20 protein-coding genes are annotated in these 24,211 nt (G+C 37.9%); 12 read left to right on the top strand and 8 right to left on the bottom strand.

Annotation, left to right across the window (positions count from 1 at the left end; all coding sequences use genetic code 11):
• Window positions 1–96 precede the first annotated feature (96 nt).
• Window positions 97–2,961 carry a BspA family leucine-rich repeat surface protein gene (locus tag Q0K96_RS11000; protein WP_297334044.1) on the top strand — a complete coding sequence of 955 codons (2,865 nt, stop codon included), beginning with the start codon at window positions 97–99 and terminating at the stop codon, window positions 2,959–2,961.
• Window positions 2,962–3,037: 76 nt separating this feature from the next.
• Here Q0K96_RS11000 and Q0K96_RS10995 read toward each other — a convergent pair whose 3' ends face one another.
• Window positions 3,038–3,637: a 3'-5' exonuclease gene (locus Q0K96_RS10995; protein ID WP_297334043.1), complete on the bottom strand. Its 600-nt coding sequence runs from the start codon at window positions 3,635–3,637 to the stop codon at window positions 3,038–3,040.
• 1 nt (window position 3,638) lies between these two features.
• Window positions 3,639–5,558, bottom strand: a complete 1,920-nt coding sequence (locus tag Q0K96_RS10990) for a DUF294 nucleotidyltransferase-like domain-containing protein (protein WP_297334042.1) — start codon at window positions 5,556–5,558, stop codon at window positions 3,639–3,641.
• A gap of 149 nt (window positions 5,559–5,707) precedes the next feature.
• Here Q0K96_RS10990 and Q0K96_RS10985 point away from each other — a divergent pair, with 149 nt between their 5' ends.
• From Q0K96_RS10985 to Q0K96_RS10955, 7 genes are all read left to right on the top strand, one after another.
• The gene (locus Q0K96_RS10985) at window positions 5,708–6,217 is read left to right on the top strand and encodes a DUF2911 domain-containing protein (protein ID WP_297334041.1); all 510 of its coding nucleotides are present in this window, start codon (window positions 5,708–5,710) and stop codon (window positions 6,215–6,217) included.
• 166 nt (window positions 6,218–6,383) lie between these two features.
• Window positions 6,384–6,812, top strand: coding sequence for an Rrf2 family transcriptional regulator (locus Q0K96_RS10980; protein ID WP_297334040.1), 429 nt, complete (start codon window positions 6,384–6,386; stop codon window positions 6,810–6,812).
• Between the two features lie 80 nt (window positions 6,813–6,892).
• Window positions 6,893–7,633, top strand: coding sequence for a DUF2490 domain-containing protein (locus Q0K96_RS10975; RefSeq protein ID WP_297334039.1), 741 nt, complete (start codon window positions 6,893–6,895; stop codon window positions 7,631–7,633).
• Between the two features lie 3 nt (window positions 7,634–7,636).
• Complete coding sequence (locus tag Q0K96_RS10970; RefSeq protein ID WP_297334038.1) at window positions 7,637–8,656, top strand: inorganic phosphate transporter; 1,020 nt, start codon at window positions 7,637–7,639, stop codon at window positions 8,654–8,656.
• An 87-nt stretch (window positions 8,657–8,743) separates the two neighbouring features.
• Window positions 8,744–9,334 carry a GDP-mannose pyrophosphatase NudK gene (nudK, locus tag Q0K96_RS10965; protein ID WP_297334037.1) on the top strand — a complete coding sequence of 197 codons (591 nt, stop codon included), beginning with the start codon at window positions 8,744–8,746 and terminating at the stop codon, window positions 9,332–9,334.
• Between the two features lie 66 nt (window positions 9,335–9,400).
• The gene (locus Q0K96_RS10960; protein ID WP_297334036.1) at window positions 9,401–11,701 is read left to right on the top strand and encodes an acyl-CoA dehydrogenase; all 2,301 of its coding nucleotides are present in this window, start codon (window positions 9,401–9,403) and stop codon (window positions 11,699–11,701) included.
• 68 nt (window positions 11,702–11,769) lie between these two features.
• Window positions 11,770–12,987, top strand: coding sequence for a DUF763 domain-containing protein (locus Q0K96_RS10955; protein WP_297334035.1), 1,218 nt, complete (start codon window positions 11,770–11,772; stop codon window positions 12,985–12,987).
• On the opposite strand, the gene Q0K96_RS10950 is transcribed toward Q0K96_RS10955, so the two are convergent.
• On the bottom strand, window positions 12,973–14,520 hold the full coding sequence (locus Q0K96_RS10950; protein ID WP_297334034.1) for a DEAD/DEAH box helicase: 1,548 nt from the start codon (window positions 14,518–14,520) through the stop codon (window positions 12,973–12,975). The two genes, Q0K96_RS10955 and Q0K96_RS10950, sit on opposite strands and share 15 nt — an antisense overlap.
• A 122-nt stretch (window positions 14,521–14,642) precedes the next feature.
• Here Q0K96_RS10950 and nfi point away from each other — a divergent pair, with 122 nt between their 5' ends.
• Complete coding sequence (nfi, locus tag Q0K96_RS10945; protein WP_297334033.1) at window positions 14,643–15,401, top strand: deoxyribonuclease V; 759 nt, start codon at window positions 14,643–14,645, stop codon at window positions 15,399–15,401.
• Here nfi and Q0K96_RS10940 read toward each other — a convergent pair whose 3' ends face one another.
• Window positions 15,402–15,914, bottom strand: a complete 513-nt coding sequence (locus Q0K96_RS10940) for a DUF6155 family protein (protein WP_297334032.1) — start codon at window positions 15,912–15,914, stop codon at window positions 15,402–15,404. It abuts the gene before it with no gap.
• 134 nt (window positions 15,915–16,048) lie between these two features.
• Between Q0K96_RS10940 and Q0K96_RS10935 the strand changes: the two genes are divergently transcribed.
• From Q0K96_RS10935 to Q0K96_RS10925, 3 genes are all read left to right on the top strand, one after another.
• Window positions 16,049–16,420 carry a hypothetical protein gene (locus tag Q0K96_RS10935; protein ID WP_297334031.1) on the top strand — a complete coding sequence of 124 codons (372 nt, stop codon included), beginning with the start codon at window positions 16,049–16,051 and terminating at the stop codon, window positions 16,418–16,420.
• A 104-nt stretch (window positions 16,421–16,524) separates the two neighbouring features.
• Complete coding sequence (locus Q0K96_RS10930) at window positions 16,525–16,806, top strand: DUF3817 domain-containing protein (RefSeq protein WP_297334030.1); 282 nt, start codon at window positions 16,525–16,527, stop codon at window positions 16,804–16,806.
• A gap of 6 nt (window positions 16,807–16,812) precedes the next feature.
• On the top strand, window positions 16,813–18,066 hold the full coding sequence (locus Q0K96_RS10925) for a mechanosensitive ion channel domain-containing protein (RefSeq protein ID WP_297334029.1): 1,254 nt from the start codon (window positions 16,813–16,815) through the stop codon (window positions 18,064–18,066).
• Here the strand turns inward: Q0K96_RS10925 and Q0K96_RS10920 are convergent.
• The 4 genes from Q0K96_RS10920 to Q0K96_RS10905 all read right to left on the bottom strand — a co-directional run bounded on the left by Q0K96_RS10920 (window position 18,063) and on the right by Q0K96_RS10905 (window position 23,931).
• Window positions 18,063–18,455, bottom strand: a complete 393-nt coding sequence (locus Q0K96_RS10920; protein ID WP_297334028.1) for a hotdog domain-containing protein — start codon at window positions 18,453–18,455, stop codon at window positions 18,063–18,065. The genes Q0K96_RS10925 and Q0K96_RS10920 overlap by 4 nt on opposite strands.
• Window positions 18,456–18,608: 153 nt before the next feature.
• Complete coding sequence (locus Q0K96_RS10915) at window positions 18,609–20,585, bottom strand: dehydrogenase E1 component subunit alpha/beta (protein ID WP_297334027.1); 1,977 nt, start codon at window positions 20,583–20,585, stop codon at window positions 18,609–18,611.
• A 132-nt stretch (window positions 20,586–20,717) separates the two neighbouring features.
• Window positions 20,718–22,352 carry a BspA family leucine-rich repeat surface protein gene (locus Q0K96_RS10910; protein WP_297334026.1) on the bottom strand — a complete coding sequence of 545 codons (1,635 nt, stop codon included), beginning with the start codon at window positions 22,350–22,352 and terminating at the stop codon, window positions 20,718–20,720.
• A gap of 25 nt (window positions 22,353–22,377) precedes the next feature.
• Window positions 22,378–23,931 (bottom strand): BspA family leucine-rich repeat surface protein, encoded by a 1,554-nt coding sequence (locus Q0K96_RS10905; protein WP_297334025.1) that lies wholly within the window; start codon window positions 23,929–23,931, stop codon window positions 22,378–22,380.
• Window positions 23,932–24,211: the final 280 nt, after the last annotated feature.

Genomic DNA, 24,211 nt, shown 5'->3' with positions numbered 1-24,211 from the left:
CATTCAGTAACAATTTAATTACCTTAAATTTATTATTTGAATACAGAATATAATGTTAAATACTTATTTTTATAGATTGTATTAAAATCCTTACTTATGAAAAAGAACTACTTATTCTTTATTTTTTGTTTGATCACACATTTTGCCAGCGCACAAGAGCCTTTTATTGGTAAATGGAATGTAGGTGCAGGCAATTTAAGTCTAACCTTTGGTATAATTGAGGATGATAATATACCTGATAGCTATACTATTGATTTTGGAGATGGTACAGTTTTAACCAATCAATCAGGCACCATTACCCATCTTTATGCCAGTCCGGGTATTTATTATGTGAGTATTTCGGGAGAATTTAGCCGTATTAAATTAAATGTGTCAAGTCTTACCGCGGCCAGGTTATATTCTATAGAGCAGTGGGGTGATGTGCAATGGACAAGCATGCAAAGTGCATTTGAAGGTTGTGATGCATTAAACATTAATGCTACAGATACTCCTGATTTAAGTTTGGTTACAAATATGAGCAGAATGTTTATGAATGCAGCTGCATTAAATTCACCTGTAAATGATTGGGATGTATCTAATGTTACCGATATGCAATATATGTTTTACGGGGCTACAGTTTTTAACAAACCAATAAATAACTGGGATGTATCTAACGTTACTGATATGCGTAACATGTTTAATAATGCAGAATCCTTTAATCAACCCATAGGTAATTGGGATGTATCTAATGTTACTGATATGCGTAACATGTTCTATAATGCAGAATCCTTTAATCAACCGATAGGAGATTGGGATGTATCTGGCGTTACCAATATGGGTAGTATGTTCTATGATGCATCTGCCTTTAATCAATACATAGGCGATTGGGATGTATCTAATGTTACAAATATGTCTATGATGTTTCATGGTGCCACATCATTTAATCAATCAATCAATAATTGGGATGTCTCAAGCGTTACAAACATGACGGGTATGTTTCGTATTGCCACATCATTTGATCAACCGCTTAATAACTGGGATGTTTCAAATGTAGAAGATTTTATTTCGACGTTTGCAGGTGCAAGTTCATTTAATCAGCCATTAGACGGATGGGATGTATCTGCCGCTACAAGTATGTCGAAAATGTTCAGTGGAGCAACTGCATTTAATCAGCCCATAGGTAATTGGGACGTATCAAACGTTACCAGCATGGACACTATGTTTGACTCTGCAACTTCATTTAACCAACCGCTAAACAATTGGAATATATCAAATGTAATAAACATTCAGAGGATTTTTAATGGAGCAACTTCTTTTAACCAGCCGCTGGATAATTGGGATGTATCTAATGTCATTATTATGGTTAGGGCATTTAAAAATGCTTCATCCTTTAATCAGGACCTTTCAAGCTGGAATTTTCCACAAGCCAATATATTTGGCCCTGATGGCCATTTTGCAGGCTACAGCGATTTAGATACTGCTAATTATGATGCATTATTAATGCGTTTTGCAGATTTAGGTTTAGAAAATATGGCACTTAGATCAGAAAATCTTGAATATTGTTCCTCTCTTGAAACACGAAATTATTTAATTAATGAAAAAGGATGGAATATTTCCGGAGACAGCCTGAGTGAAGACTGCGAGGTTAATACTTTATCAGGCACAGTTACTTTTGACAATGATGCAAATGGTTGTGATGAAAGCGATATTCCTACAATTAATTTTTTAATTAAGGCTACTAATGAAGATAGTAATTATGCTGCCATAAGCAATTCTCAAGGTGAATATGTAATAAATACTTTTGAAGGTACTTATGATATTGCCATTGTTAATATTCCTGATTATTTTGAAGTAAATCCCATCAGCTCAACTGTAAATTTTGTTGGCAATAATAACACTGAAACACGTAACTTTTGTATTACTGCAACAGAAAGTATAGAGGACTTAAACATTACGATCTTGCCACTTAATGAAGCACGACCTGGGTTTGAAGCCAATTATCAATTAATCGTTGAGAATATGGGAACACAAACTGTTGCCAATACTACAGTTACACTAACATTTGATGAAACACTGCAAACATTTGTTTCTGCAACACCTGCCGCAACTTCAGCAACAGCTAACCAGCTGATTTTTGCTGTTGATAACATATTGCCGTTCCAGAGCAGGGCTGTAGCATTTACAATGCTAACGTTTACCCCGCCTACTGTGAATGGTGGTGAAACAGCAGAATTTACTGCCACTGTTACACCCGATGCCAATGATAACACGCCTGATGATAACACCTTTACTTTCGAGCAGGAGATTGTAAACTCTTACGACCCTAATGATAAGAGGGTAGTGCAGGGCGAGACAATATTTATAGAACAGGCTGATGAATATTTAGATTACATAATCAGGTTCCAGAACACTGGTACAGCAAGTGCTATTTTTGTGAGGATTGAAGACGAACTGCACCCTAACCTTGACTGGACAACCTTCAGACCGATAAGTGCCAGCCATGATTACCGTGTTGAGATTACCGACGGTAACCTTGTAGAATTTATATTTGATGATATTAACCTGCCTCATGAAGCAGCCGACGCTGCCGGAAGTAATGGTTTTATAGCGTATAAAATAAAACCTGTTGCTAATATTCAGGTTGGTGATGTTATGAGTGGTGATGCCAGGATATATTTTGACTATAACCTGCCTATTATTACCAATATAGCATCTACAGAGGTAGTGCCACCTCTTGGTATTGATACTGTAAAGGGTAACAACGTTGTCATTTATCCTAACCCGGTGGGCGATGTACTAACAATACAGTCAACAGGTACAGAAGTAACAGGTGCAGTTATTTATAACCTGCAGGGCGGCAAAGTACTTGAGCTTGATAAAACTGTAAACAGCATTGACACAGCAAACCTTACATCTGGTGTTTATATAATATCAATCAGCACAACAAAAGGTACATCTCAATACAAACTGATTAAAAAATAATTTTACAACAATATATTAAGAAGCCCCTAAAAAACGGGGCTTTTGTTATTTAAGGCATTAACAAACTGTTTTGTTTCTATAAATTGATCCCAAGCTTTTTCTTAAGCTTTAAAAATAATAAAGCAGTAATATAAGCATTGCCGGATGCTGTATGCCTGTCGCCTTTGCTTATTTTTAAGGCATCACACATTTCATCTGTGGTGGCATGATAATCTTCAGGGAGGTCTTTCCATTTTTGGTACAGCACATTAATATCCATGAAGCTGTTTTTTAACCTGCCCAGTTCAAGGCGCTTTAATGCCTGGTTAAGCATTTCTATATCAAGATTACTGTTATGGCTTACTAATATGGCGTCGCCTGTAAATTTTAAAAAACGTATAATAGCTTCCGCTTCTACAACTTTTTCTGCAGATAAATGCAACTTTGCATTATAGCTTTCATTAGTTAAATCTGTTTTTATCTGCGTTTCAAAAAAATCATTAATAGCTATTGCATTACCGGCTATGCCAAGTGCCCCTATAGAGAGTATAACATTCTCCTTAACATCAGTTCCTGAAGTTTCAAGATCAAATACCACATAACGTTTTTCTGAGCCTGTCTTTTCTTCACCGTCAAACAGGGCTGTATAATTTTTCCAGAATTGCGGAATGTTTCCGCCTGTAATCCAGTCGAGCATTTTATTTTAAATAGGTAAGTGAAAAACGGTTTTTTATTATATCCTGAATATCAGCTATAGGCTGAAAACTGTTTTTAAGTTTAACTTTATCTGATTTTGATAACGTATTTAAATCTAAATATTTACCATCATTATTATTAATCAAACCTTCTTCTGTCCTGAAGCGCATGAGCAGATTATAAGCTTCAGCACATTCTTCATATAGAGCTGCGTGCTTCTCTTCCGTCTCAGCGAGCTTTTTAAATCTTTGGTATGTATTGGTTATTTCTGTTATATTGTGGCTTAAAGCCAAAAGGCGTGCGGCATCTGTTAAAGGTTCCAATGCACGGTTCTTTATATTAAAGCTGTCTTTATGCTCACCGTCGCTTTCAACAAGAAACTGCCTGAAAAAACCCAAAGGTGGCGGATTTCTTAGTGTATCTGCAGCAAGGTATGCAAAAAACTTTTTATTGCCACTTGTACCTGTCCTTATGTTCTCAGTAAGCGCGTCTTCTATTTCGGGAACTCCATACACAAAATCAAAATCAAAGAAAATGGCATTGTTTTCTATTTCTTTCTCTGCCGGATTTTTAATCCATTCGTTATATTGTTTTAACCAGTCGGTTAAAGACTTGCACCATTTAGGATTAGAGGCTACAATTTTATTAGCAGAATACTGGTAGCCTACTTTCTCAAGAATATCATTAACAAGCTCTGCCAGTTCTGTAAAATACGTTTTTACCTGCTCATAATCTTCAGGCAGTACATCTTCAAAAATAAGCGCATTATTCTGGTCGGTAAGCAATAGCTGTTCCCTGCGGCCCTGGCTGCCAACATTCATCCATGAAAAGCGGGCAGGGGGGGTGGTGCCTGTTTTCTCTACAGCAAGTTCTATAGCCCTACGGGTAATGGCAATATTAATTTCGGCAACAATATTGGTAATATAGGAAACCGGTATGTTTTTATCGATAGAATTCTGTATAAGCTCTGTAAGCTTTTCGCGAACGTGCTTTAAATCTTTTCCGTTTACAGCCCTGCGCGATTGCTTTAGCAAAACACCGGGGGTGTTAGATTGTGCCGCAACAACATCATGTTCAGAAATAATTCCGCTCACAGGTGTATTGTCGGTGCCATCGCGTGTAACACATAAATGCGTAACATTATGGCGCATCATCATCATCTGTGCTTCGGCTACCGATATATTTTCCGGCACAGTTATAACAGGAGAGGTCATAACTTCTTTTGCCGCAGCATCTATAGGCAGTAAGCCTGTTGCAATTTTAGTTCTTAAATCCCAGTCGGTAACTATCCCTACAGGCATTTGATCTTCTTGTATGATAACACTGCCAACAGCACTGTTAGACATGGTTTTAGCTATGAATTTTACTAAATCGTCAGGATTTGCCGTAATGGGATTTCTTGTATAGCGAATAGGCTGAAAATATTGTATATCGGCAACCTGTTCGTTATAAATAGTATTTTCGGCAATTAACTTACCTGTGTTTATTTTGTCGTATGGGTTACGGGTTTGAGACGCAAAACTTTGTAGCAGGAAGTTTAAAACTGCCTTATTTTCTGAGACAAACGGCTGAAAAACAGTTATAGGTATAGCATATACAAGTGCTTCTTCACGTGCACGGGCAGTCAGGAGATAGTCATTTTTAGCAAAAAAAGGCCTTAAACCTAATATATCGCCTTCATCACATTTATCCACAAGCATTTCTTCTGCATCAGAAGTAAGTGAAAGCCCGATTGCGCCGTCTTTAACAATATAAAAGTCGTTATGGGTTGCATCGCCGCCTTTAAAAAGTACTTGGTTCTTTTCAAGATATATAATTTTTGACTGTGCGGCAATAGAAGTAAGTTCTCCATAGGAAAGGCTGCTAAAGGGCGGAAAACGCTTTAAAAAATCGGCAACTTGTTCTGCAACAAGATTTCTCATAATATTTAAATATTGAAATAAAAGTAATATAAATTATGAACCGATAAAAGAAAATGCTTACAGTAAATATTTAAAGGTATGTTAAAATTAGTATGGTAATTTATTGTTACCTTTATTTTTATAAAATAACAATCAAACAAAAAAAGTTTATGAAAAAATTACTTAAAGCTACCGTTATGGCAGTTATGCTGATTATGGCCGGAACCATAAATGCCCAGGAGAAGAAACCTGCAAGTCCGGCTGAAAAAGCTAAAGGAACTATAAATGGTTCAACAATTACTATTAACTACAGCAGCCCGTCTGTAAAAGGACGCGAAATTTGGGGCGCATTGGTACCTTACGGTAAAGTATGGCGTGCCGGAGCAAATGATGCAACCACATTTACAACAACAAAAGATATAATGGTTGAAGGTAAAAAACTGCCTGCCGGTACATATTCTTTTTTTGTGATTCCTGATAAAGACGCTGCTACCATAATTTTTAATAAAGAAGCAAAACAATGGGGCGCATATAAATATGATGAATCTAAAGATGAGATTCGTGTAAAAGTAAAGCCTAAAAAGTCGGCTACCATGAACGAGCGCCTTGTTTATAAAGTTAACAACAATAATGTAACATTAAGCTGGGAGAACTGGGATATACCTGTAATGATTAAATAAATATACCAAGCCGTACAGAATAGTACGGCTTAAATTCAATCTTTTTATTTTACATAATATAAATTATAATTCAAATATATAATAATGTCTATTTTACAATATATTTTATTATTTGTGCCCGGTTTCAATATATATTATATTTGTAGAAATAAGCCATTTTTAATAGATGTTATCTAAAAAAACGAAGTACGCCATAAATGCGCTGGTATATATTGCAAGGAATGCAGATTCATGGCCTGTATCTGTAAGCCGTATTTCTGAAGACCAGAAAATCTCATTGAAATTTTTGGAGTCAATTTTGAGTGAGCTTAAAAATGCTAAAATATTGAAAAGTAAAAAAGGTAAATATGGTGGCTATATATTAAATGGTACGCCTGAAGAAATTAATATCGCAACTGTAGTACGTTTATTTGACGGTGCTATTGGTTTATTGCCTTGCGTAACTTATGATTATTATGAACGCTGCGAAGAATGTATTGATGAAGAAACATGCGGCATACGACAGGTAGCTATGGAAATAAGGAACGAAACAGTTAAGCGCCTGAAAAAAGCAACACTTGCCAACATAATACAACGCGAAACAAAAAAACAGTAATTTTTTTATTTTTATATCATACTTATTTGGCAGGAATAATAGGTGTTATATATTTGCACTCTGTTAGAAACCTGCCATAAATGAAAAAAACAGCAATTGCCAAAGTTGCTTTGCTAATTATTAGCACATTGAGCTTTACTGATGTTACTGCACAGAAAAACATTGAAACGCAAAGCCTGCTATGGATGCGCTATCACTTAACACTAAAATTTAACGATAATTATCAGCTAAGGCAGGAAATCGAAGAAAGGACATACTGGTTCCCCTGGCGGCAGCACCAGTTTGTAGCCCGCACCAATCTTGAAAGAAAATTAGGCAAGGGTTGGAATACAGCATTAGGCTTTACTTACTTTGTACACTCGCTGCCTCATGACCCTAATATTGAAGAATATACCAATCAGACAGAGTTAAGGCCGCAGTTTGAGTTTGCCTACCTGCAAAAATTAAATGATAAGTTGAACCTGCATCACAGATACCGTGATGAATTCCGCTTTTTTGAGCAGCCGGACGGTTCTTTTAAATATACAAACAACCGCTTTCGTTATAAACTTGAACTCCAGTACTCCCCTTCCGCTAAAATAGCTTTAAAAGCCTTTGATGAAATACACCTTAATATCGGCAACGAAATAGTAAATAATGTATTTGACCAGAACCGTTACGGCGGTGGCATCAGGTATATGCCGTTAAAGAATTTTGGTGTAGAGCTCGATTATATGAACTGGTTTCAGCAAAGGCAGTCGGGAGTAGATTTTTACAACCGCCATATCGTAAGGTTCACAATCAACCATATAATAGACTTTACCAAACCAAAAAACCAATAACCCATGTCAGAATTATTCAGCACTCTAACCGTACCGTTTCTTTTGGCAATGTTCTTAGCGGTAAACATGGGTGGGAGCGGCACCGCTCCTTCCTTTTCGGCAGCATATGGCGCAAATATAATACGTCGCAATGCTATACCGGGGCTATTTGGGGTAATGGTGCTTGCAGGTGCACTTATTGCAGGGAAAGAAGTTTCGTTAACTCTTGGTAACGGACTTTTAGACCAGCAGTATTTTACGCCACTAAATACATCTGTTATACTGCTTTCTATCAGCATTTCGATACTGGTAGCAAATTTAATTGGTGTTCCGCAGTCAACAAGCCAGTCAACGGTTTTGGCAATAGCAGGAGCAGCAACAGCTACAGATGGTTTAAACACTCACAAGCTGTTTTATGAAATCATCCCAACATGGATAATCTTACCATTAATTGCTTTCTTTATAATGCTGGGACTTTCTAAATGGCTGTTGCCCACATTAAAAGATAAAGTATTTACTGATGATTACAGGTATTTAAACCAGCACAAAGGGCTAAAAACAGTACTGATTCTTTCATCACTTTATGTGGCTTTTTCTATAGGTGCTAACAATGTTGCCAATGCTGCCGCCCCTATAGCATCATTAACAGCTAATGAAATCGGGCAGGAAAATTTAGGTAGCTTCCTCCCTATTGTAATATTATCGGTACTTATTGTAGCGCCCTGTTTTGCCATAGGCAGCTCCTTACTAGGCTATAAAGCAACAAAAAACACCGGTAAAGAAATTGTAAAGGTCTCCCCTTTTAATGGTACTATAATAGCTGTTATAACAGCCAGCCTGCTTTTGCTTGCATCTGTTACAAAAGGCATACCTACATCATTAGTACAGCTTAACGGTGCGGGTTTTATAGCTTTAAGTATAAGTAAGCATGGCGTTAAAAAAACATTCAGTAACAAGACGGTTAAGCGATTTTTTACCGTTTGGGGTATTGCACCATTATTTGCATATATACTTACTTATATCCTTATTAAGCTGCTGCAATAACATACAGGTTCAGTTATTTTAAACTTAAATTTTGTGCGGGATGCGTTTAATGATTTACTTTTACAGCCGTATAAAATATAAGAAACGATGAGCCAAAATAAACCAAATATCAAGCTGCATTCTAAAGAACTGTTATCTGATAACTGGGGAAAATTATATAAGGTGAATTATACTTATTTACTAAAAGATGGCTCTGAACAAAGCCATACACGTGAGGTTTATGACCGCGGTAATGGCGCTGTTATTTTACTATATAATAAAGATAAACAGACTGTTATACTTACAAAGCAATTGCGTATACCTACATGGTTTAACGGAAATACCGATGGGCTTATGATTGAAGCCTGTGCGGGCATGCTTGATGATAAAGAGCCTGAAGAGTGCATAAGGCGTGAAACAGAAGAGGAAACGGGTTACACTCTTACCCATGTAAAAAAGGCAATGGAAGTGTACATGTCGCCAGGCTCGGTTACCGAGATACTTTACTTTTTTACAGCAGCCTACTGCGACGCTATGAAAACCGGAAAAGGCGGTGGCGCAGCAAACGAGCAGGAAAATATCGAAGTTTTGGAACTGCCTTTCGCCAGAGCAATGGAAATGATTACTGCCGGAGAAATAAAAGATGCTAAAACTATTATACTGCTTCAGCACGCCAAAATCAATAATTTGCTTAGATAAGCCTGTTTAACAAATTATTACAAATTGTCTTGTAAGTAATTGCTTATTTTTATAGAAAAACAAGCAATGATTACATTTCAGAATAACCCCAAACTCTCAATATTCGTTCCCTTTTTATATATAGCATGGGAAGACAATATATTGACGCCTCAGGAATATGAAAAGCTGGATAGCTTTATAAGTGCTACAGACTGGATTACAAAAGCTGAAAAGGACTTTCTGCAATCTAAAATTAAGGCAGGCTCCCCCCCTTCCCGATCAGATTTATACAGTTGGAAAGATATGATAGATAACGTTTTATCATCATCTGATAAACCTTCTAATTTAACTGAGGTAGGAATATTAATAGCAAATGCCGAAAGACCTGCATTTAATAATGAGGACATTCAGCACAAAGCTCCTGCTTTTGTTCAGCTTGAAGCCGATTTAGGCATTATGGGCAACGAATTAATATCAGGGTTCAGTAACAGCCGAGACACTGTTACCCACGCACACAACACCAGTAAAAGTTTTGATATAGCCGAAATGACTGCATTTCTGGAAGGTACGCAGTCAGACATCATAAACAAGGTTAAAAGTATTATAAGCTCGCCCGAGCTTGAATTAACGGATACTTCGGCGGATGATTTCCGGGAGACCGTTTTGCAATGGTGCCATATCCTTGCAGATAACGGCCTAGGCTCTTATGCATATCCAAAAGAATATGGCGGTAAAGATGATATAGAGCGCTACTTTACCATTATGGAAACCCTTAGCTACCATGATTTGAGCCTGGTAATTAAATTTGGTGTGCAATTCGGGCTTTGGGGCATGAGCATACTTTCGTTAGGTACAGAAAAGCATTATAAAAAATACCTTCAACAAGTTGGTACACTTGCCCTGCCGGGCTGTTTTGCTATGACAGAGACACATCATGGCTCTAACGTTAAGGGTATAGAAACTACTGCCACTTATAACCATGCTGACAAAACTTTCATAGTTAATACGCCTGATGAGTATGCCCGTAAAGAGTATATAGGAAATGCTGCCAATCATGGCGAAATGGCTACTGTATTCGCTAAGCTGGTTATAGATGGGAAAGACTACGGTGTTAATGCATTTATTGTACCTATACGCGATAAAGATAAAAATGTATTACCCGGTGTAACCATAGACGATTGCGGTAAAAAAATGGGGCTTAACGGAGTTGATAACGGCATACTATATTTTGATAATGTAACTATACCAAAAGAAAACATGCTGGACAGGTTTGCCTCTGTAAATGAGGATGGTGAATTTACCAGCCCAATCCCCAGCGACAACCGCAGGTTCTTTACTATGCTGGGCACATTAGTCGGCGGGCGTATAGGCATACCGCGCTCTGCACTTGCTGCCGCACGCACAGGGCTTACTATAGCTATACAATATGCCGACCAGCGCAGGCAGTTTGGCCCTGCCGGTGGTAAAGAAGTGCCTATACTCAATTATCGTATGCACCAGCTAAGGCTTATGCCCTATCTTGCCAATGCCTATGCACTGCATTTTGCCCTGCAATATGTAACACAACGTTTTATAAACAGGAAACCCGAAGAAATGCAGGAAATAGAAGCGCTTGCTGCGGGTATGAAAGCTTATGCTACATGGAATACCCGCGACACTCTTCAGGAATGTAGGGAAGCCTGTGGCGGTAAAGGTTACATATCTGAAAACAGGATTGATGATTTAAAGAACGACACCGAGATATATACCACTTTTGAAGGCGATAATACTGTGTTGATGCAGCTTGTTGCCAAAAACAGACTCAGTGAGTTTAGAAAGGAATTCGGGGAACTGAACGTAGGCACACTGTTTAATTATGTGTTGCAGCAGGCCAAAACATCTATAACCGAAAAGAACCCGTTCGCTACGCGCAATACAGACGAAAAGCACCTTGCCGACCCCGATTTTCACGTGCATGCATTCCAATACAGGGAAAAAGAACTGGTAAGCTCTGCCGCAAGGCGCTTTAAAAAACTGGTTGACGACGGGCTTGATACTTTTGATGCTGCCAACATTATGCACCCGCACATGCTTAACCTTGCAGAAGCCTACCTTGACAGGGTTATACTAGAGCAGTTTTACCTGAACATTAAGAACTGTAAAAGCGAACCCTTAAAAGAAGTACTGCTGCGCCTGTATAACCTGTTTGCACTAAACAAACTGCATGAACATAAAGCATGGTATTTAGAACAGGGTTACATGGAAGGCGTTAAAACAAAAGCCATACGTAAAATGGTTAGCCAGTTGTGCTGGGAAATACGCAGGGATGCTGTCCCGCTTACAGATGCGTTTAATATTCCGGAAAGCTGCCTTGCCCCTATTATAACATTCAGGAAAGGAGAAGCATAGCTTTAAAATAAGTACAGGTTTCGTTATCTTTGCAGTACAACCCTCCTCCCTTTATAAATCTGCTAAATATGAAAAGATCAGGCTCTGCCGACCTGCCGCTGCACAACGGTCATGTTCCGCTCTGGCTTTCTGAAAGGATGGCAAAGCTTGGGCTGGCTATTGTAGAAGCCATTGCTATGGAGTTTTCTACATCAGAGGTAATAAGCAAGCTCGCAAACCCATTCTGGTTCCAGAGCTTCGGGGCTGTTATGGGTATGGACTGGCACTCTTCCGGCATCACAACTTCGGTATTGGGGGCGTTAAAGCGTTCGGTAAATCCGCACGCAAAAGAACTGGGCATATACATTTGCGGCGGTAAAGGAAAGCACTCTATGAAAACGCCTGATGAGCTTATTGCCGTTGGCAACCGTACAGGGCTTAATGGTATAGAGCTGGCCGGTTTAAGCAGGCTAACCGCAAAAATAGACAATACCGCTATACAGGATGGGTTTCAGTTATACCAGCATAATTTTATTGTAGATGTTGCGGGTAACTGGTGTGTAATACAGCAGGGACTTAATAACGCTACCAGCACGGCAAGGCGGTATCATTGGCATTCTAAAGACCTGCAGTCTTTTGTAAACGAGCCGCACACTTTTATATATGGCGAGAACCAGGGAAAGATTTTAAACCTTACAGCAAATGAAGCAGCAACTACAAGAGAAAAATCGTTAATAATTGCAAATGAACACCCTGACAGGATTATAAAAGAGCTTAACCACCTTACTATGCCGGGCCACCATGATGTGAAAATGCAGGATGTAAACATGAAACGACTTGGTGCTATGCTCTGGATGGCTCACGAGAACAAGCCTGAAGATTTTGAAGGCCTGCTTATGCTAAAAGGTATGGGGCCAAGAACCATACAATCGCTTGCTTTGGTAAGTGAGGTAATCTACGGCACCCCTACCCGATTTGATGACCCTGCACGCTTTTCGTTTGCACATGGTGGTAAAGACGGTAATCCTTTCCCTGTACCGATAAAGGTTTTTGATGAAACCATTACTACATTGCAAACAGCAATTAACAGGGCCAAAATAGGCAACTCCGATAAAATGGCTGCGATACAAAAGCTGTCTGAGATATCACGAAATGCAGAGAAAGATTTTACACCTAATAGTAATTTTGAGGCTTTAATCCAGAAAGAGCGTAACGAATCGTATAAGTATGGCGGCCGCACTATTTTTGGTGATGCAAAACCACCTAAAAAGCAAAGCGGTGAAAGCGGACAATTAAAGCTTTTTTAGTTCAATCTCTTCTGCCTCGCCTTCTTTATAACGATCAAACACCCTTCCTATAAACACGCTAAGGCGGTGTTTATAATCTTCTATAAGCCACTCCCTGTAATTTTTAGTGGTCTTGCTTAACAGTTTTGCATATTGCTTTACCCTGTACTCAATATCAGGCTCCAGCTCTTTTGCCAGTTTGCGTGCCTCAGGTATGGTGTCGGTATTTTCTATGCACATAAATGCATGCTGGCGTATCGATTTTTCTATTACGGTTTTAGGCTTCAGCTTCTCGTCCATAGCTATCTGGAATTCCTCCTCCACATCAAAAGCAACCTCTGCCGTATTTTCAAACTTCGCACGCAGTTCTTCAGGCATCCTGTAAATGTGGTGGCTTTCTATATCAGCATCGGTACGGATGTTATCCAAGAACTCTTCAGGATGCTTAAAGATGTACAGCCAGTCTATGGGGTCACTCCACAACCCGAAACGCTGTGCGTTATTACCCAAATCGATAACCGTAAAAATATCCTTCTCAGGCAGCTTTCTGGAGCCGCGCCCTATCATCTGAAAATACAGCGTTAATGAGCGTGTGGCCCTGTTAAGAATTATAGTTTCTACGGTAGGTTCGTCAAAACCTGTAGTGAGTATAGATACCGATGTTACTATAGCATCAGGTGTTTTTTTAAACCAGCTTAATATTTTTCGCCTTTCTTCTTCAGGTGTGCGGTTATCTAAATGCCTGATGGGGTAACCTGCCGCCCTGAATGTTTCATATACATAAAGCGATGTATTAATACCATTATTAAAAATAAGGGTTTTCTTTCCTTTACTCCTGCTCTCATAACATTGCAGCAGCAAATCCTGCATGGCAGTGCGTGAATAAAGCTCATCAGACGAGCTAACGGTATAATCGCCGTTTATACCCAGCTTTAATGAAGTAAGCTCTACATCATATCCATACATTTCGGCTTTGGCCAGGTAACCGTTATTAATGAGCGATTGTATGGGTTCTCCCACTATAAGCTCGTCATAGGTTTCATACATAGGCAAGTCTATATTAGAGCTTAAGGGTGTAGCCGTAACACCTAAAAAATAGGAGTTTTTAAAGTAGCTGAACAGTTTCCTGAATGAATTATAATGTGCTTCGTCAACAATAACAAGCCCTATGTAATCCATCCTGAATTTTTTATCCTTAAGCCTGTTGTTAAGTGTCTCCACCATAGCAACATAACACATATATTCTTTATGGTCAGGAAGTTCTTTTATATTGCTGTCTATAACTTTATTCTTTACCCCAAAAGTAGTAAGCATATTAGAAGTCTGCTTACACAGCTCTATGCGGTGTGTAAGCACCAATACCTTGCGGTTATACTTTTCTATATACCGACGGGCTATCTCTGAAAAAATTACTGTTTTACCGCCACCTGTAGGCAATTGGTACAGCAGGTGATAATTATCAGACCTGCCCTCAAATTTTTCAAAAATAGTATCAATGTCCTTTTCCTGATAACGATAAAGCTCTTTTCTGTCCTCGTTTTCTTCTGTATGCATAAAGAGATATGATAATTTTCAAAAATATACATTTAGCTACATATATATGTTTATAAAATCATAATAATAAACTGCCGGTGCTAATTTAACGGTAGGCTGTTTTGGCTAAACCTTTACAAAGCATGCCAATATTATTTAGTAACTTACCCTCTGGAAAAGCAATGCTAATGCTTAATTATGACACTATAACGATTAACGAGGCAACCGCAATACAGAATGAATTGCGGCACAATATTTCGTTGATAACAGAACCTAAAGAAATAACGACTATTGGGGGTGCAGATATATCGCATAATAAAGATTCCGATATAGTATATGCAGGTATTGTTGTGCTGAGTTATCCACAGATGGTAGTGCAGTCTTATTCATTAATAGAGGCTGTTACAAAATTCCCTTATGTTCCGGGCTACCTCGGTTTCAGGGAAGTTCCCGCCCTGCTGGAGGCATTTAACAGTCTGCCCCAAAAGCCGGATGTTATGGTTTTAGATGGGCAGGGCATTACGCACCCACGGCAAATGGGCATTGCTTCTCATTTCGGGTTATTGTCGGGCTGCCCTTCTGTTGGTTGCGCTAAAAGTATGCTGTTTGGCAGGTATGACCCGCTTAAGCTGGAAAGAGGTAGTTACAGCCCCATCTACAATAACGGAGAGCTTTTAGGCTATGCCTTCCGTACAAAAACTGGTGTTAAGCCGGTTTATATCTCGCCGGGACACAAAATATCGGTAGAAAGCAGCCTTGAAATTATGCAGAATTGTACCTTAAGGCATCGTATACCCGAACCTACGCGGCAGGCACATGAAAAAGTAAACCTTTTCAGGGTTGGAAGGCTTAAACAGGGGTATCATCGTGAGGATATACAGGGGAACCTGTTCGATTTATAGCTATTCAAAATTATCGTATATCCTTTCAAACTCTTTGAAATTTTCCCATTGCTGCCTTTCGGTTTCAAGGTAAACTTTCGCTATCCTATCTTTAAAATCGGCCGCCATACCATTTGCCGTTATATAGTCAACAGTTTGTTTGTAATGATTATACATACTTTTATAAAATGTTGCGGTACGAATTTCACGCTTTGCGGTGTAGCGTTGCGCCGTTTCTATATTATAAAGCATTACATCGGCAGTTATATAAGCATCTACCCCAAGTGTTAAGAAATGCTTTATATACTTTTGTGCCGTAGAGCGGCGAAGTTTAGCCCTTTTCCCTTTTAAAGGAAAATATTCGTGCAGTATCTTCTGCTTGGCCTCCTGCTCCAGCTTGTCTTCTTTGGGGTTAAATATAAAATTGTAGTATGTTTTTACGTCTGTAAACTTATTATAAAGTGACATGAGCTGCTCTTCGAGCTCTTCTTTGGGTAGTGTGGCAAGATATTTTTTCAGGTCGCGTTTGCTCATATACAGGTTTGTACTTCAAATGTACCTGTAAAATAGTGTTCGTGCAATAAATTCAGAAAAATGATAACATTTAATTATATAAAGTAGTATTTTTGCATTTCTTATAAAAGTTCAAAAAACAAAAAACTTATACTGTGGAAAATCCGAGTGCACAAAAACTGATAAAAAAGATGCAGGTAGATCTTTTTAAAGACGGCTTTAATGCAGAACGACTTATTGCTGACCTGAAGAAATTACGTGAATATTCGATGGACGAGCAAAATCCGGTATTAACAAAAGCACTCCGCCTTACTTATGAGCACCTTGAGGAAAACGGCGCTTTCCTTATTCCGATACCTGATGATGAACCAATGGAAGAAGGAATGGAAGTAGTATCTGACAACGAGAAGACAGATGAAAACAATATGGAAAGTTTAGAATATCTTCTATCGCTTTTTAGTGATCTTAGCAACAAAAACAACATGCTCGACCTTAGGGAATACAACAAGGCGTTCATGGAATTTTAATAATTGCAATCTTCGGTTATATAATTAGGGGCTGTTTGGAAACAAACAGCTTTTTTTATGGCTATAAAAACATTGATTAGTACCTTTGCATAAATTTATAATTTATGACACGTTTTTTTAAAATTATAGCTACCCTTGAGGGTGTTTCGCTTCTTGCACTATTGTTTATTGCAATGCCCCTAAAGTATATTTTGGAAATTCCCGAAGCTGTACGTATAGTAGGTATGGCACACGGTTTACTGTTTATAGGCTATATACTTTTGGCAATAATGCTTAAGGTTGAGCAGGACTGGCCTTGGAAAAAGTTTCTTATTATATGTGCAGCTTCAGTAGTACCTTTTGGTACATTTTATATTGAGAATAAATACTTTAAAGCCAAAGCATAGTAAAGGATGGATATATTCAACTGGGCTTATAACATTTTCAGGGATATAGATTTTAGCCACAATTCGGCTTTATATGCCAACCTTGCCGTTAATATTACTGTTATCTGCATTGTTGCCTATCTCCTTGATTTTTTATCAAAAAAAATATTAGTGGTTGCGTTTGGGGCTTTTGCCAAGCGCACCAAAACTTCTTTTGATGATTTCCTGGTTGAAAATAAGGTATCCAGATACCTGGCACACCTTGTGCCCCTGCTATTTATATATCATACCGCACCTTTAGTCCTGGAGCGCTTTAAGTATTGGGAAGGGATTTTTGACAAATGCATTACCATATTTATCATATTCCTGATACTATGGATTGTAAGGAGCACCCTTAACGCCATTAAAGATTATCTTAAACAGCAGCCTGCTTATAATGACAAGCCTATTGACAGTTACATACAGGTTATTATGATCGTACTGTGGATATTTGCCGTTACAGGTATGGTTATGGTACTTTTTAATGTAGATTTCCTTAAGATAGTTGGTACATTTGGTGCCGTTTCGGCGGTTGTTATACTCATTTTTAAAGACACTATACTTGGGTTTGTAGCCAGTATTCAGGTAAGTGTTAATGATATGGTGCGCATAGGTGACTGGATAACCATGGAAAAATATGGCGCCGATGGTGATGTTATCGAAATTAACCTTGCTACGGTAAAAGTAAGGAATTTTGATAATACCACAACCACTGTGCCTACCTACAGCCTCATATCAGATTCATTCCGCAACTGGAGGGGTATGGTAAACTCCGGTGGCAGGCGCATTAAGAGGCATATACTGATAAAGGCAAACAGCGTACGTTTTGTGAGTAAGGAAGAGTTGGATTCTTTTAAGAAAATACAACTGCTATCATCCTATATTGAGCACAGGCAAAGTGATATCGATAAATACAACCTGCAAAACAACATAGATAAATCGGAAGCCATAAACGGAAGAAATCTTACCAACCTGGGCCTTTTCAGGAAATACATAAGCCAGTATGTAGAAAATCACCCTGCCATCAATAAAGACTTAACCATGATGTGCCGCCACCTGCAGCCTACCGAAAAAGGCATCCCGGTAGAGATTTATGCTTTTACATCAGACAAGCGGTGGGTAAATTATGAATATATCATGGCTGATATATTTGACCACGTTATTGCTGCGGTACGCTATTTTGACCTTGAGATATTTGAACTGCCGAGCAAAAATGTGACTGATTTTGTGCCGGAAGATTAAGCTTTTTTAAGCCTGTCTTCTACATATTCTATTTTGGTTTTACCGTGAGCCGAAGGCCTGCCCAGGCTGTCAAGATTAACCATAGTAATATTATCTACAGTAATGATTTTTTCTTGAGTCATTTTATTTCGTACCTCAGAGCGTAATGTAATTGAAGTAGTACCGAATTTTACCACATCTATACCGATTTCTACAATATCGCCCTGCTTTGCCGAACTCATAAAATTGATTTCTGACATATATTTGGTTACTACGTGCGGGTTCTCTAATTGTATAATAGAATATAATGCTGCTTCCTCATCAATCCAGGCAAGCAGTTTACCGCCAAACAGCGTTCCGTTGGGGTTCAGGTCTTCGGGCTTAACCCATTTTCTGGTATGAAATTTCATAAGCTTCTCTGATAAATTTAACTTCTTTTTTTCTACTGCAAAGGTACATATCAAAACAAATGTGATAAAAAGATTACAAATGGTTTTATCTATAGTAGTATAAACAGTAAAAGCCCCGCAATGCGGGGCTTCTGTATTGAAATTAAAGCTTTATTAATAAGCTAATAATTCTTTTAAGGCTGCTTCAAAACGTTGTTTTGGCAAATACTGGTCTTCCAGCGCTTTGGTAAACGGTATGGCGCTTTCAAGGCTGCCTACGCGTTTTACAGGACCGTCAAGGTATTCAAAGCACTCTTCCATTATCATGGCAGAAATATCGCTGGCTACACCGCCAAACAGTGTGTCTTCCTGCAATACTATAGCCTTACCTGTTTTCTTTACCGATTTAAATATCGTTTCAGCGTCAAGCGGCTGTAACGTGCGCAGGTCAATAAGGTCTGCTTTTATATGAGGATTCTTTTCCAGCGTTTCTATTGCCCAGTGAACTCCCGCTCCAAATGATATGATGGTAACATCCTCACCTTCTTTAAGCAAAGCAGCCTGCCCGAAAGGTATTGTATAATAATCTTTGGGCACATCCTGGTACACACTGCGGTACAGCGCCTTATGCTCAAAGAACATTACCGGGTTAGGGTCGTTTATTGCTGTGGCAAGCAAACCTTTGGCATCATACGGGAAAGCCGGATAAACCACCTTTAGCCCCGGGGTTTTGGTAAACCATGCCTCATTAGTCTGCGAATGGAAAGGCCCCGCCTGTACCCCTGCCCCGCAAGGCATGCGCACCACCACATCGGCGTGTTCCTGCCAGCGGTAATGCACTTTGGCTAAATAGTTTACAATCGGGTTAAAGCCTGTAGAAACAAAATCGGCGAACTGCATTTCTATAACCGATTTATAACCATTAATCGAAAGCCCCATACCCGCAGATACAATGGCCGATTCGCATATTGGCGTGTTGCGCACGCGCTCTTTACCAAACTCGGCAACAAAGCCTTCGGTTATTTTAAATGCCCCGCCATATTCGGCTATGTCCTGCCCCATTATCACAAGGTTTTCATGGCGCTGCATACTTTGCCTTAACCCCTGCGAAATAGCATCAATCATCCTTGCATTTTCCGAATCTCCATCAGGTTTAACCTCTTCATATTGAAACGGTTTGTAAACATCATTTAACTCTTCGGTTAAATTTGCTTCAATAGGCGGCTCTGCAGAAGCCTGCTGGTAGTTCTCGTCTATTTCCTTTTTCAGTTCTGCGCGCATTTCCTTATCCATATCTTCGGTAAGCACGCCTTCCTGCATCAGGTAGCTGCGGTAATTATCTACAGGGTCTTTGGCAGCCCACATATCAATAAGCTCCTGCGGAACGTATTTTGTACCGCTTGCCTCTTCGTGCCCGCGCATCCTGAAAGTTTTAAATTCCAGCAGCACCGGGCGCGGATTTTCGCGCATAGAAGCCACTATGTCGGTTAGCTGGGTATATACCTCTAAAATATTGTTACCGTCTATAATATGGCTCTCCATACCATAGCCTTTACCCTTGTCGGCAAGGTTTTCGCAGCGGTATTGTTCATTGGTTGGGGTACTAAGCCCGTAGCCGTTATTTTCTATAATAAAAAGCACCGGCAAATCCCACACGGCGGCAATGTTTAGTGCCTCATGAAAATCGCCCTCGCTGGTTGCGCCCTCTCCTGTAAATACTGCAGTTACCTTACCGTTTTTGCGCAGCCTGTTAGCCAGTGCAATACCATCGGCAACGCCAAGCTGCGGCCCCAGGTGCGATATCATGCCTATTATTTTATACTCCTGCGTACCGAAGTGGAACGAGCGGTCGCGCCCCTTGGTAAAGCCGTTTGCCTTGCCCTGCCATTGCGAGAAAAGGCGGTACAGCGGAATGTCGCGCCCTGTAAAAACCCCCAGGTTACGGTGCATGGGCAGTATATATTCATCTTTATCCAGCACGGTGGTAACACCTACAGATATGGCCTCCTGCCCTATCCCGCTGAACCATTTGGAAACTTTGCCCTGACGGATGAGGATGAGCATTTTCTCCTCTATCATGCGGGGCTTTAATAGTTTCTTATAAAGATTGAGTAATTGTTGATTGGTTAATTGTTTGCGGTTGAATTGCATAACGTTTTTTGAAAGATACTCTTATTTGTGCCATCAAAAGTAAGAAAATAACAGAATTGATAGTAATGTGTTAGGAAAAATTATTGACCAAAAAAACACCTGCCAAATGGCAGGTGTTTTATATACTTTGACTTAATTTTTAATTAGCTTATGTTCTAATGAACCTCTATCTGTTATTAAATTTACTATATAGACTCCTGCACTTAAATTATCAACTTTGATGATACTCAAATTCTCATCTGTGTTTATTAATTCAAGCCCTTGCAGGTTATATATGATAACTCTTTCAAAAATAATATTTGAATTACTTTCTATATGAAGAAAATCATTTACAGGATTAGGATATATAGATATTTGATTCTCATCAAACAAGGGAATATATGCTGTACAATCTTCTGCTAAATTATCACCTTCAATAACCCATCCTAATTCGTTAATTAAATGATTTCTGGTTTCTTGGTCACAATACATTAGCGTTTCGGCTCCTATACTTTTATTTGATAATCCCAATTCCTTAAATCTGTTTAATAAACTATCATAATTATTAATACTTAAGTTCGAATTACCAAAAGCCGTATAATCAAAAGCTTGGTAATAAATGTTATTGAATGTAATGCCCTGATTAAAATCCCATGAAGAAAGGTCTTGATCAAAAGAAGTTGCATAATAAAAAATACCACCCATTATTGTAACATTTGATATATCCCAATTATTTAAGGGATAGTCAAAAGAATTTGCATTCAAAAACATAGCCTCCATATCAGTCACATTTGATACATTCCAGTTATTTAAAGGTTGGTTAAAAGCTATACAATTATAAAACATACTAGACATATCAGATACATTAGAAACGTCCCAATTCTCGAGAGGTTGATTAAAGTATTGGCATGACCAAAACATATTCTCCATATTAGTAACACTTGAAACATTCCAGTTATTTATTGTATGATTAAATGGTGTTACTTCAAACATACCTCTCATATTATTAACGCTTGATACATTCCAGTTACTCAACGGCTGATCAAAAGACATTGCTCTACCGAATATGAGTTCCATATTAGTAACATTTGAAACGTCCCAGTTATCTAACGGCTGATTAAATTGTTGGCAACCTTGAAACATTCTTTTCATACCAGTAACATTTGAAACATCCCAGTTATTTAAAGGCTGGTTAAAATATAAATTACTTTGGAACATTCCATTCATATTCATTACGTTTGACACATCCCAATTATTTAATGGTTGATTGTAACTACTATTCCAAAAGGCGCCTTCCATATTTGTTACATTAGAAACGTCCCAGCCATCTATGGATTGATTCATAGTTGTATTTGCGAAGATATATGACATGTTTGTTACACTGCTTAAGTCAGGAGTATCATCTGCATTCACAACTAAATTACTACAATAATTAAATGCCCTTTCCATACTTGTCCACTGTATATCCCCCCATTGCTCTATTGTTAACAATTTAAGGTTGGTATTTGTATTTTCAACCTGAAATTTTATTCTAGTAAAATCTCCTGACATTGTTACAGTATATATCCCTCCGTTTACGTATGTATGAGACACCTCCCCTGATTGGTTGGTAAGAATTGTACCATCTCCAAAATCAATAGTATAACTATCAGGTATCGCATCATCTTCAACAACAGGAATAATTACAGTATCGCCGCTCAAAATATTCCAAGTTGTAATAAATGGTGCTTGGGCATTTGTAAAGCATGTTACTAATAAAGCAATAAACAATAAGTAATTCTTTTTCATTGATTAAGATTTGAAATAGTTAGAACTAATTTTTGATCAGCTTATATTCTGATGAACCACTATCTGTTATTAAATTTACTATATATACTCCTGTACTTAAATTATCAACTTTGATGATACTCAAATTCTCATCTATGTTGATTAACTCACGCCCTTGCAGGTTATATATGATAACTCTTTCAACAACAACATCTGATTTATTTTCTATATGGAGAAAATCATTTACAGGATTAGGATATATAGATATTTGATTCTCATCAAGCAATGGAATATCTGCTGTACAGTCTTCAGCTAAATTATCATTATCAATATTCCATCCTAATTCATTAATCAAATAGTTTCGAGTATCTTCATCACAATACTCTAAATTAGTTGAGTAAAGCCATTTATCCTGCAATCCTAATTCTTTAAATCTATTTAATAATGCATCATAATTTGTTACATCTAAAGTGGTAGAACTTACAAAATATCCGGGAAGCCCAAAAACTACACTTTCATTATAAACCCATGAAGAGATATCTTGATTAAAATTAATAGCTGCAGTAAACATTTGCCTCATATTAGTAACATTTGATACATCCCAATTATCTAAAGGCTGATTGAAAGAACTTGCCATTAGAAACATACTATCCATATCATTTACATTCGATACATTCCAGTTATTAAGTGGTTGATTAAAGGAACTTGCCTGACCAAACATACCTGCCATATCTGTTACATTTGAAACATCCCAGCTATTAAGAGGCTGATTAAAAGAACTTGCTTTTCCAAACATACCTGCCATGATATATACGTTCGATACATTCCATGTATCAATAGATTGATTAAATGATTCCGCATAAGAAAACATTGTTATCATATTAGTTACATTAGAAACATCCCAATTGTTAAGTGGCTGATTAAAAGCATCAGCACTGTGAAAGATACTCTGCATATTAGTTACATTAGAAACATCCCAATCATTTAATGACTGGTTGAATGAATCTGCCCCCATAAATGCATATGACATATCAGTAACATTAGAAACATTCCAGTTACTTAATGGTTGATTAAATGCATCGGCATGATAAAATATATATGAAATATTGGTTATATTAGATACATCCCAATCGTTTAAAGATTGATTAAGAGAACTACAGTTTGAAAACATATAGCTCATATTCGTTACATTACTTAAATCAGGTACATCAACTGCATTTATAGATAAATTAACACATCCTGAAAAAGCCAAGTTCATACTCGTCCATTGTATATCACCCCATTGCTCTATTGTAAAAAGCTTAGATGCATTTATATTTGAACCATTTGAAACTCTTATTTTGGAAAAGTTACCAGATAAAGATACCGTATAAGTACCTGCGGTAGCATAAGTATGAGAAACTATACCTGATTGATTATCCAAAATAGTTCCATCTCCAAAATCAATTGTATAATTGTCAGGTATATTATCATCTTCTATTATTGGTATAGTAATAGACAAATCACTACCTGATACCTGCCAGGTTGTTATAAAAGGTGCCTGTGCATTTGTAAAATATGTTGTTAATAAAACAATAAACAATAGGTAATTCTTTTTCATTGATTAAAGGTTGAATTGGTAATAATAATTTGACAAAAATACCTTTTAAGATAAATTGTACAAATTATATAACCACTTATTTTCAAACCTCCAAATCTCTTTTAAAGAAAGGTGTAATGCTGTCTTCTTTACAACTGGTAGTTATTTAGTAATATCGCTTATATGATTTCCAATATTCTATATAATTCATTTAACTTGGAAATTACCCAATAATGAATCCCTGAAACAGAAACCATCGAAATGCAGAAAGAAAAACAACAATCATTTGTACTATTAAAAT

It is taken from the genome of Flavobacterium sp. (assembly GCF_024305175.1).
In the GTDB taxonomy this organism is placed as follows: domain Bacteria; phylum Bacteroidota; class Bacteroidia; order Flavobacteriales; family Flavobacteriaceae; genus Flavobacterium.
The sequence above is the reverse complement of the archived record's forward strand: the minus strand, read 5'-3'. Positions and strand labels throughout refer to the sequence as shown.

What these genes read in the sequence shown, in the direction of transcription:
- Q0K96_RS10975 (WP_297334039.1), top strand. Translation starts at nt 6,893, where the DNA reads ATGAAAAAAACAGCAATTGCCAAAGTTGCTTTGCTAATTATTAGCACA.
- nudK (WP_297334037.1), top strand. Translation starts at nt 8,744, where the DNA reads ATGAGCCAAAATAAACCAAATATCAAGCTGCATTCTAAAGAACTGTTA.
- Q0K96_RS10920 (WP_297334028.1), bottom strand. Translation starts at nt 18,455, where the DNA reads ATGAAATTTCATACCAGAAAATGGGTTAAGCCCGAAGACCTGAACCCC.
- Q0K96_RS10955 (WP_297334035.1), top strand. Translation starts at nt 11,770, where the DNA reads ATGAAAAGATCAGGCTCTGCCGACCTGCCGCTGCACAACGGTCATGTT.
- Q0K96_RS10905 (WP_297334025.1), bottom strand. Translation starts at nt 23,931, where the DNA reads ATGAAAAAGAATTACCTATTGTTTATTGTTTTATTAACAACATATTTT.
- Q0K96_RS10990 (WP_297334042.1), bottom strand. Translation starts at nt 5,558, where the DNA reads ATGAGAAATCTTGTTGCAGAACAAGTTGCCGATTTTTTAAAGCGTTTT.
- nfi (WP_297334033.1), top strand. Translation starts at nt 14,643, where the DNA reads ATGCCAATATTATTTAGTAACTTACCCTCTGGAAAAGCAATGCTAATG.
- Q0K96_RS11000 (WP_297334044.1), top strand. Translation starts at nt 97, where the DNA reads ATGAAAAAGAACTACTTATTCTTTATTTTTTGTTTGATCACACATTTT.
- Q0K96_RS10910 (WP_297334026.1), bottom strand. Translation starts at nt 22,352, where the DNA reads ATGAAAAAGAATTACTTATTGTTTATTGCTTTATTAGTAACATGCTTT.
- Q0K96_RS10915 (WP_297334027.1), bottom strand. Translation starts at nt 20,585, where the DNA reads ATGCAATTCAACCGCAAACAATTAACCAATCAACAATTACTCAATCTT.
- Q0K96_RS10980 (WP_297334040.1), top strand. Translation starts at nt 6,384, where the DNA reads ATGTTATCTAAAAAAACGAAGTACGCCATAAATGCGCTGGTATATATT.
- Q0K96_RS10985 (WP_297334041.1), top strand. Translation starts at nt 5,708, where the DNA reads ATGAAAAAATTACTTAAAGCTACCGTTATGGCAGTTATGCTGATTATG.
- Q0K96_RS10970 (WP_297334038.1), top strand. Translation starts at nt 7,637, where the DNA reads ATGTCAGAATTATTCAGCACTCTAACCGTACCGTTTCTTTTGGCAATG.
- Q0K96_RS10940 (WP_297334032.1), bottom strand. Translation starts at nt 15,914, where the DNA reads ATGAGCAAACGCGACCTGAAAAAATATCTTGCCACACTACCCAAAGAA.
- Q0K96_RS10950 (WP_297334034.1), bottom strand. Translation starts at nt 14,520, where the DNA reads ATGCATACAGAAGAAAACGAGGACAGAAAAGAGCTTTATCGTTATCAG.
- Q0K96_RS10925 (WP_297334029.1), top strand. Translation starts at nt 16,813, where the DNA reads ATGGATATATTCAACTGGGCTTATAACATTTTCAGGGATATAGATTTT.
- Q0K96_RS10960 (WP_297334036.1), top strand. Translation starts at nt 9,401, where the DNA reads ATGATTACATTTCAGAATAACCCCAAACTCTCAATATTCGTTCCCTTT.
- Q0K96_RS10930 (WP_297334030.1), top strand. Translation starts at nt 16,525, where the DNA reads ATGACACGTTTTTTTAAAATTATAGCTACCCTTGAGGGTGTTTCGCTT.
- Q0K96_RS10995 (WP_297334043.1), bottom strand. Translation starts at nt 3,637, where the DNA reads ATGCTCGACTGGATTACAGGCGGAAACATTCCGCAATTCTGGAAAAAT.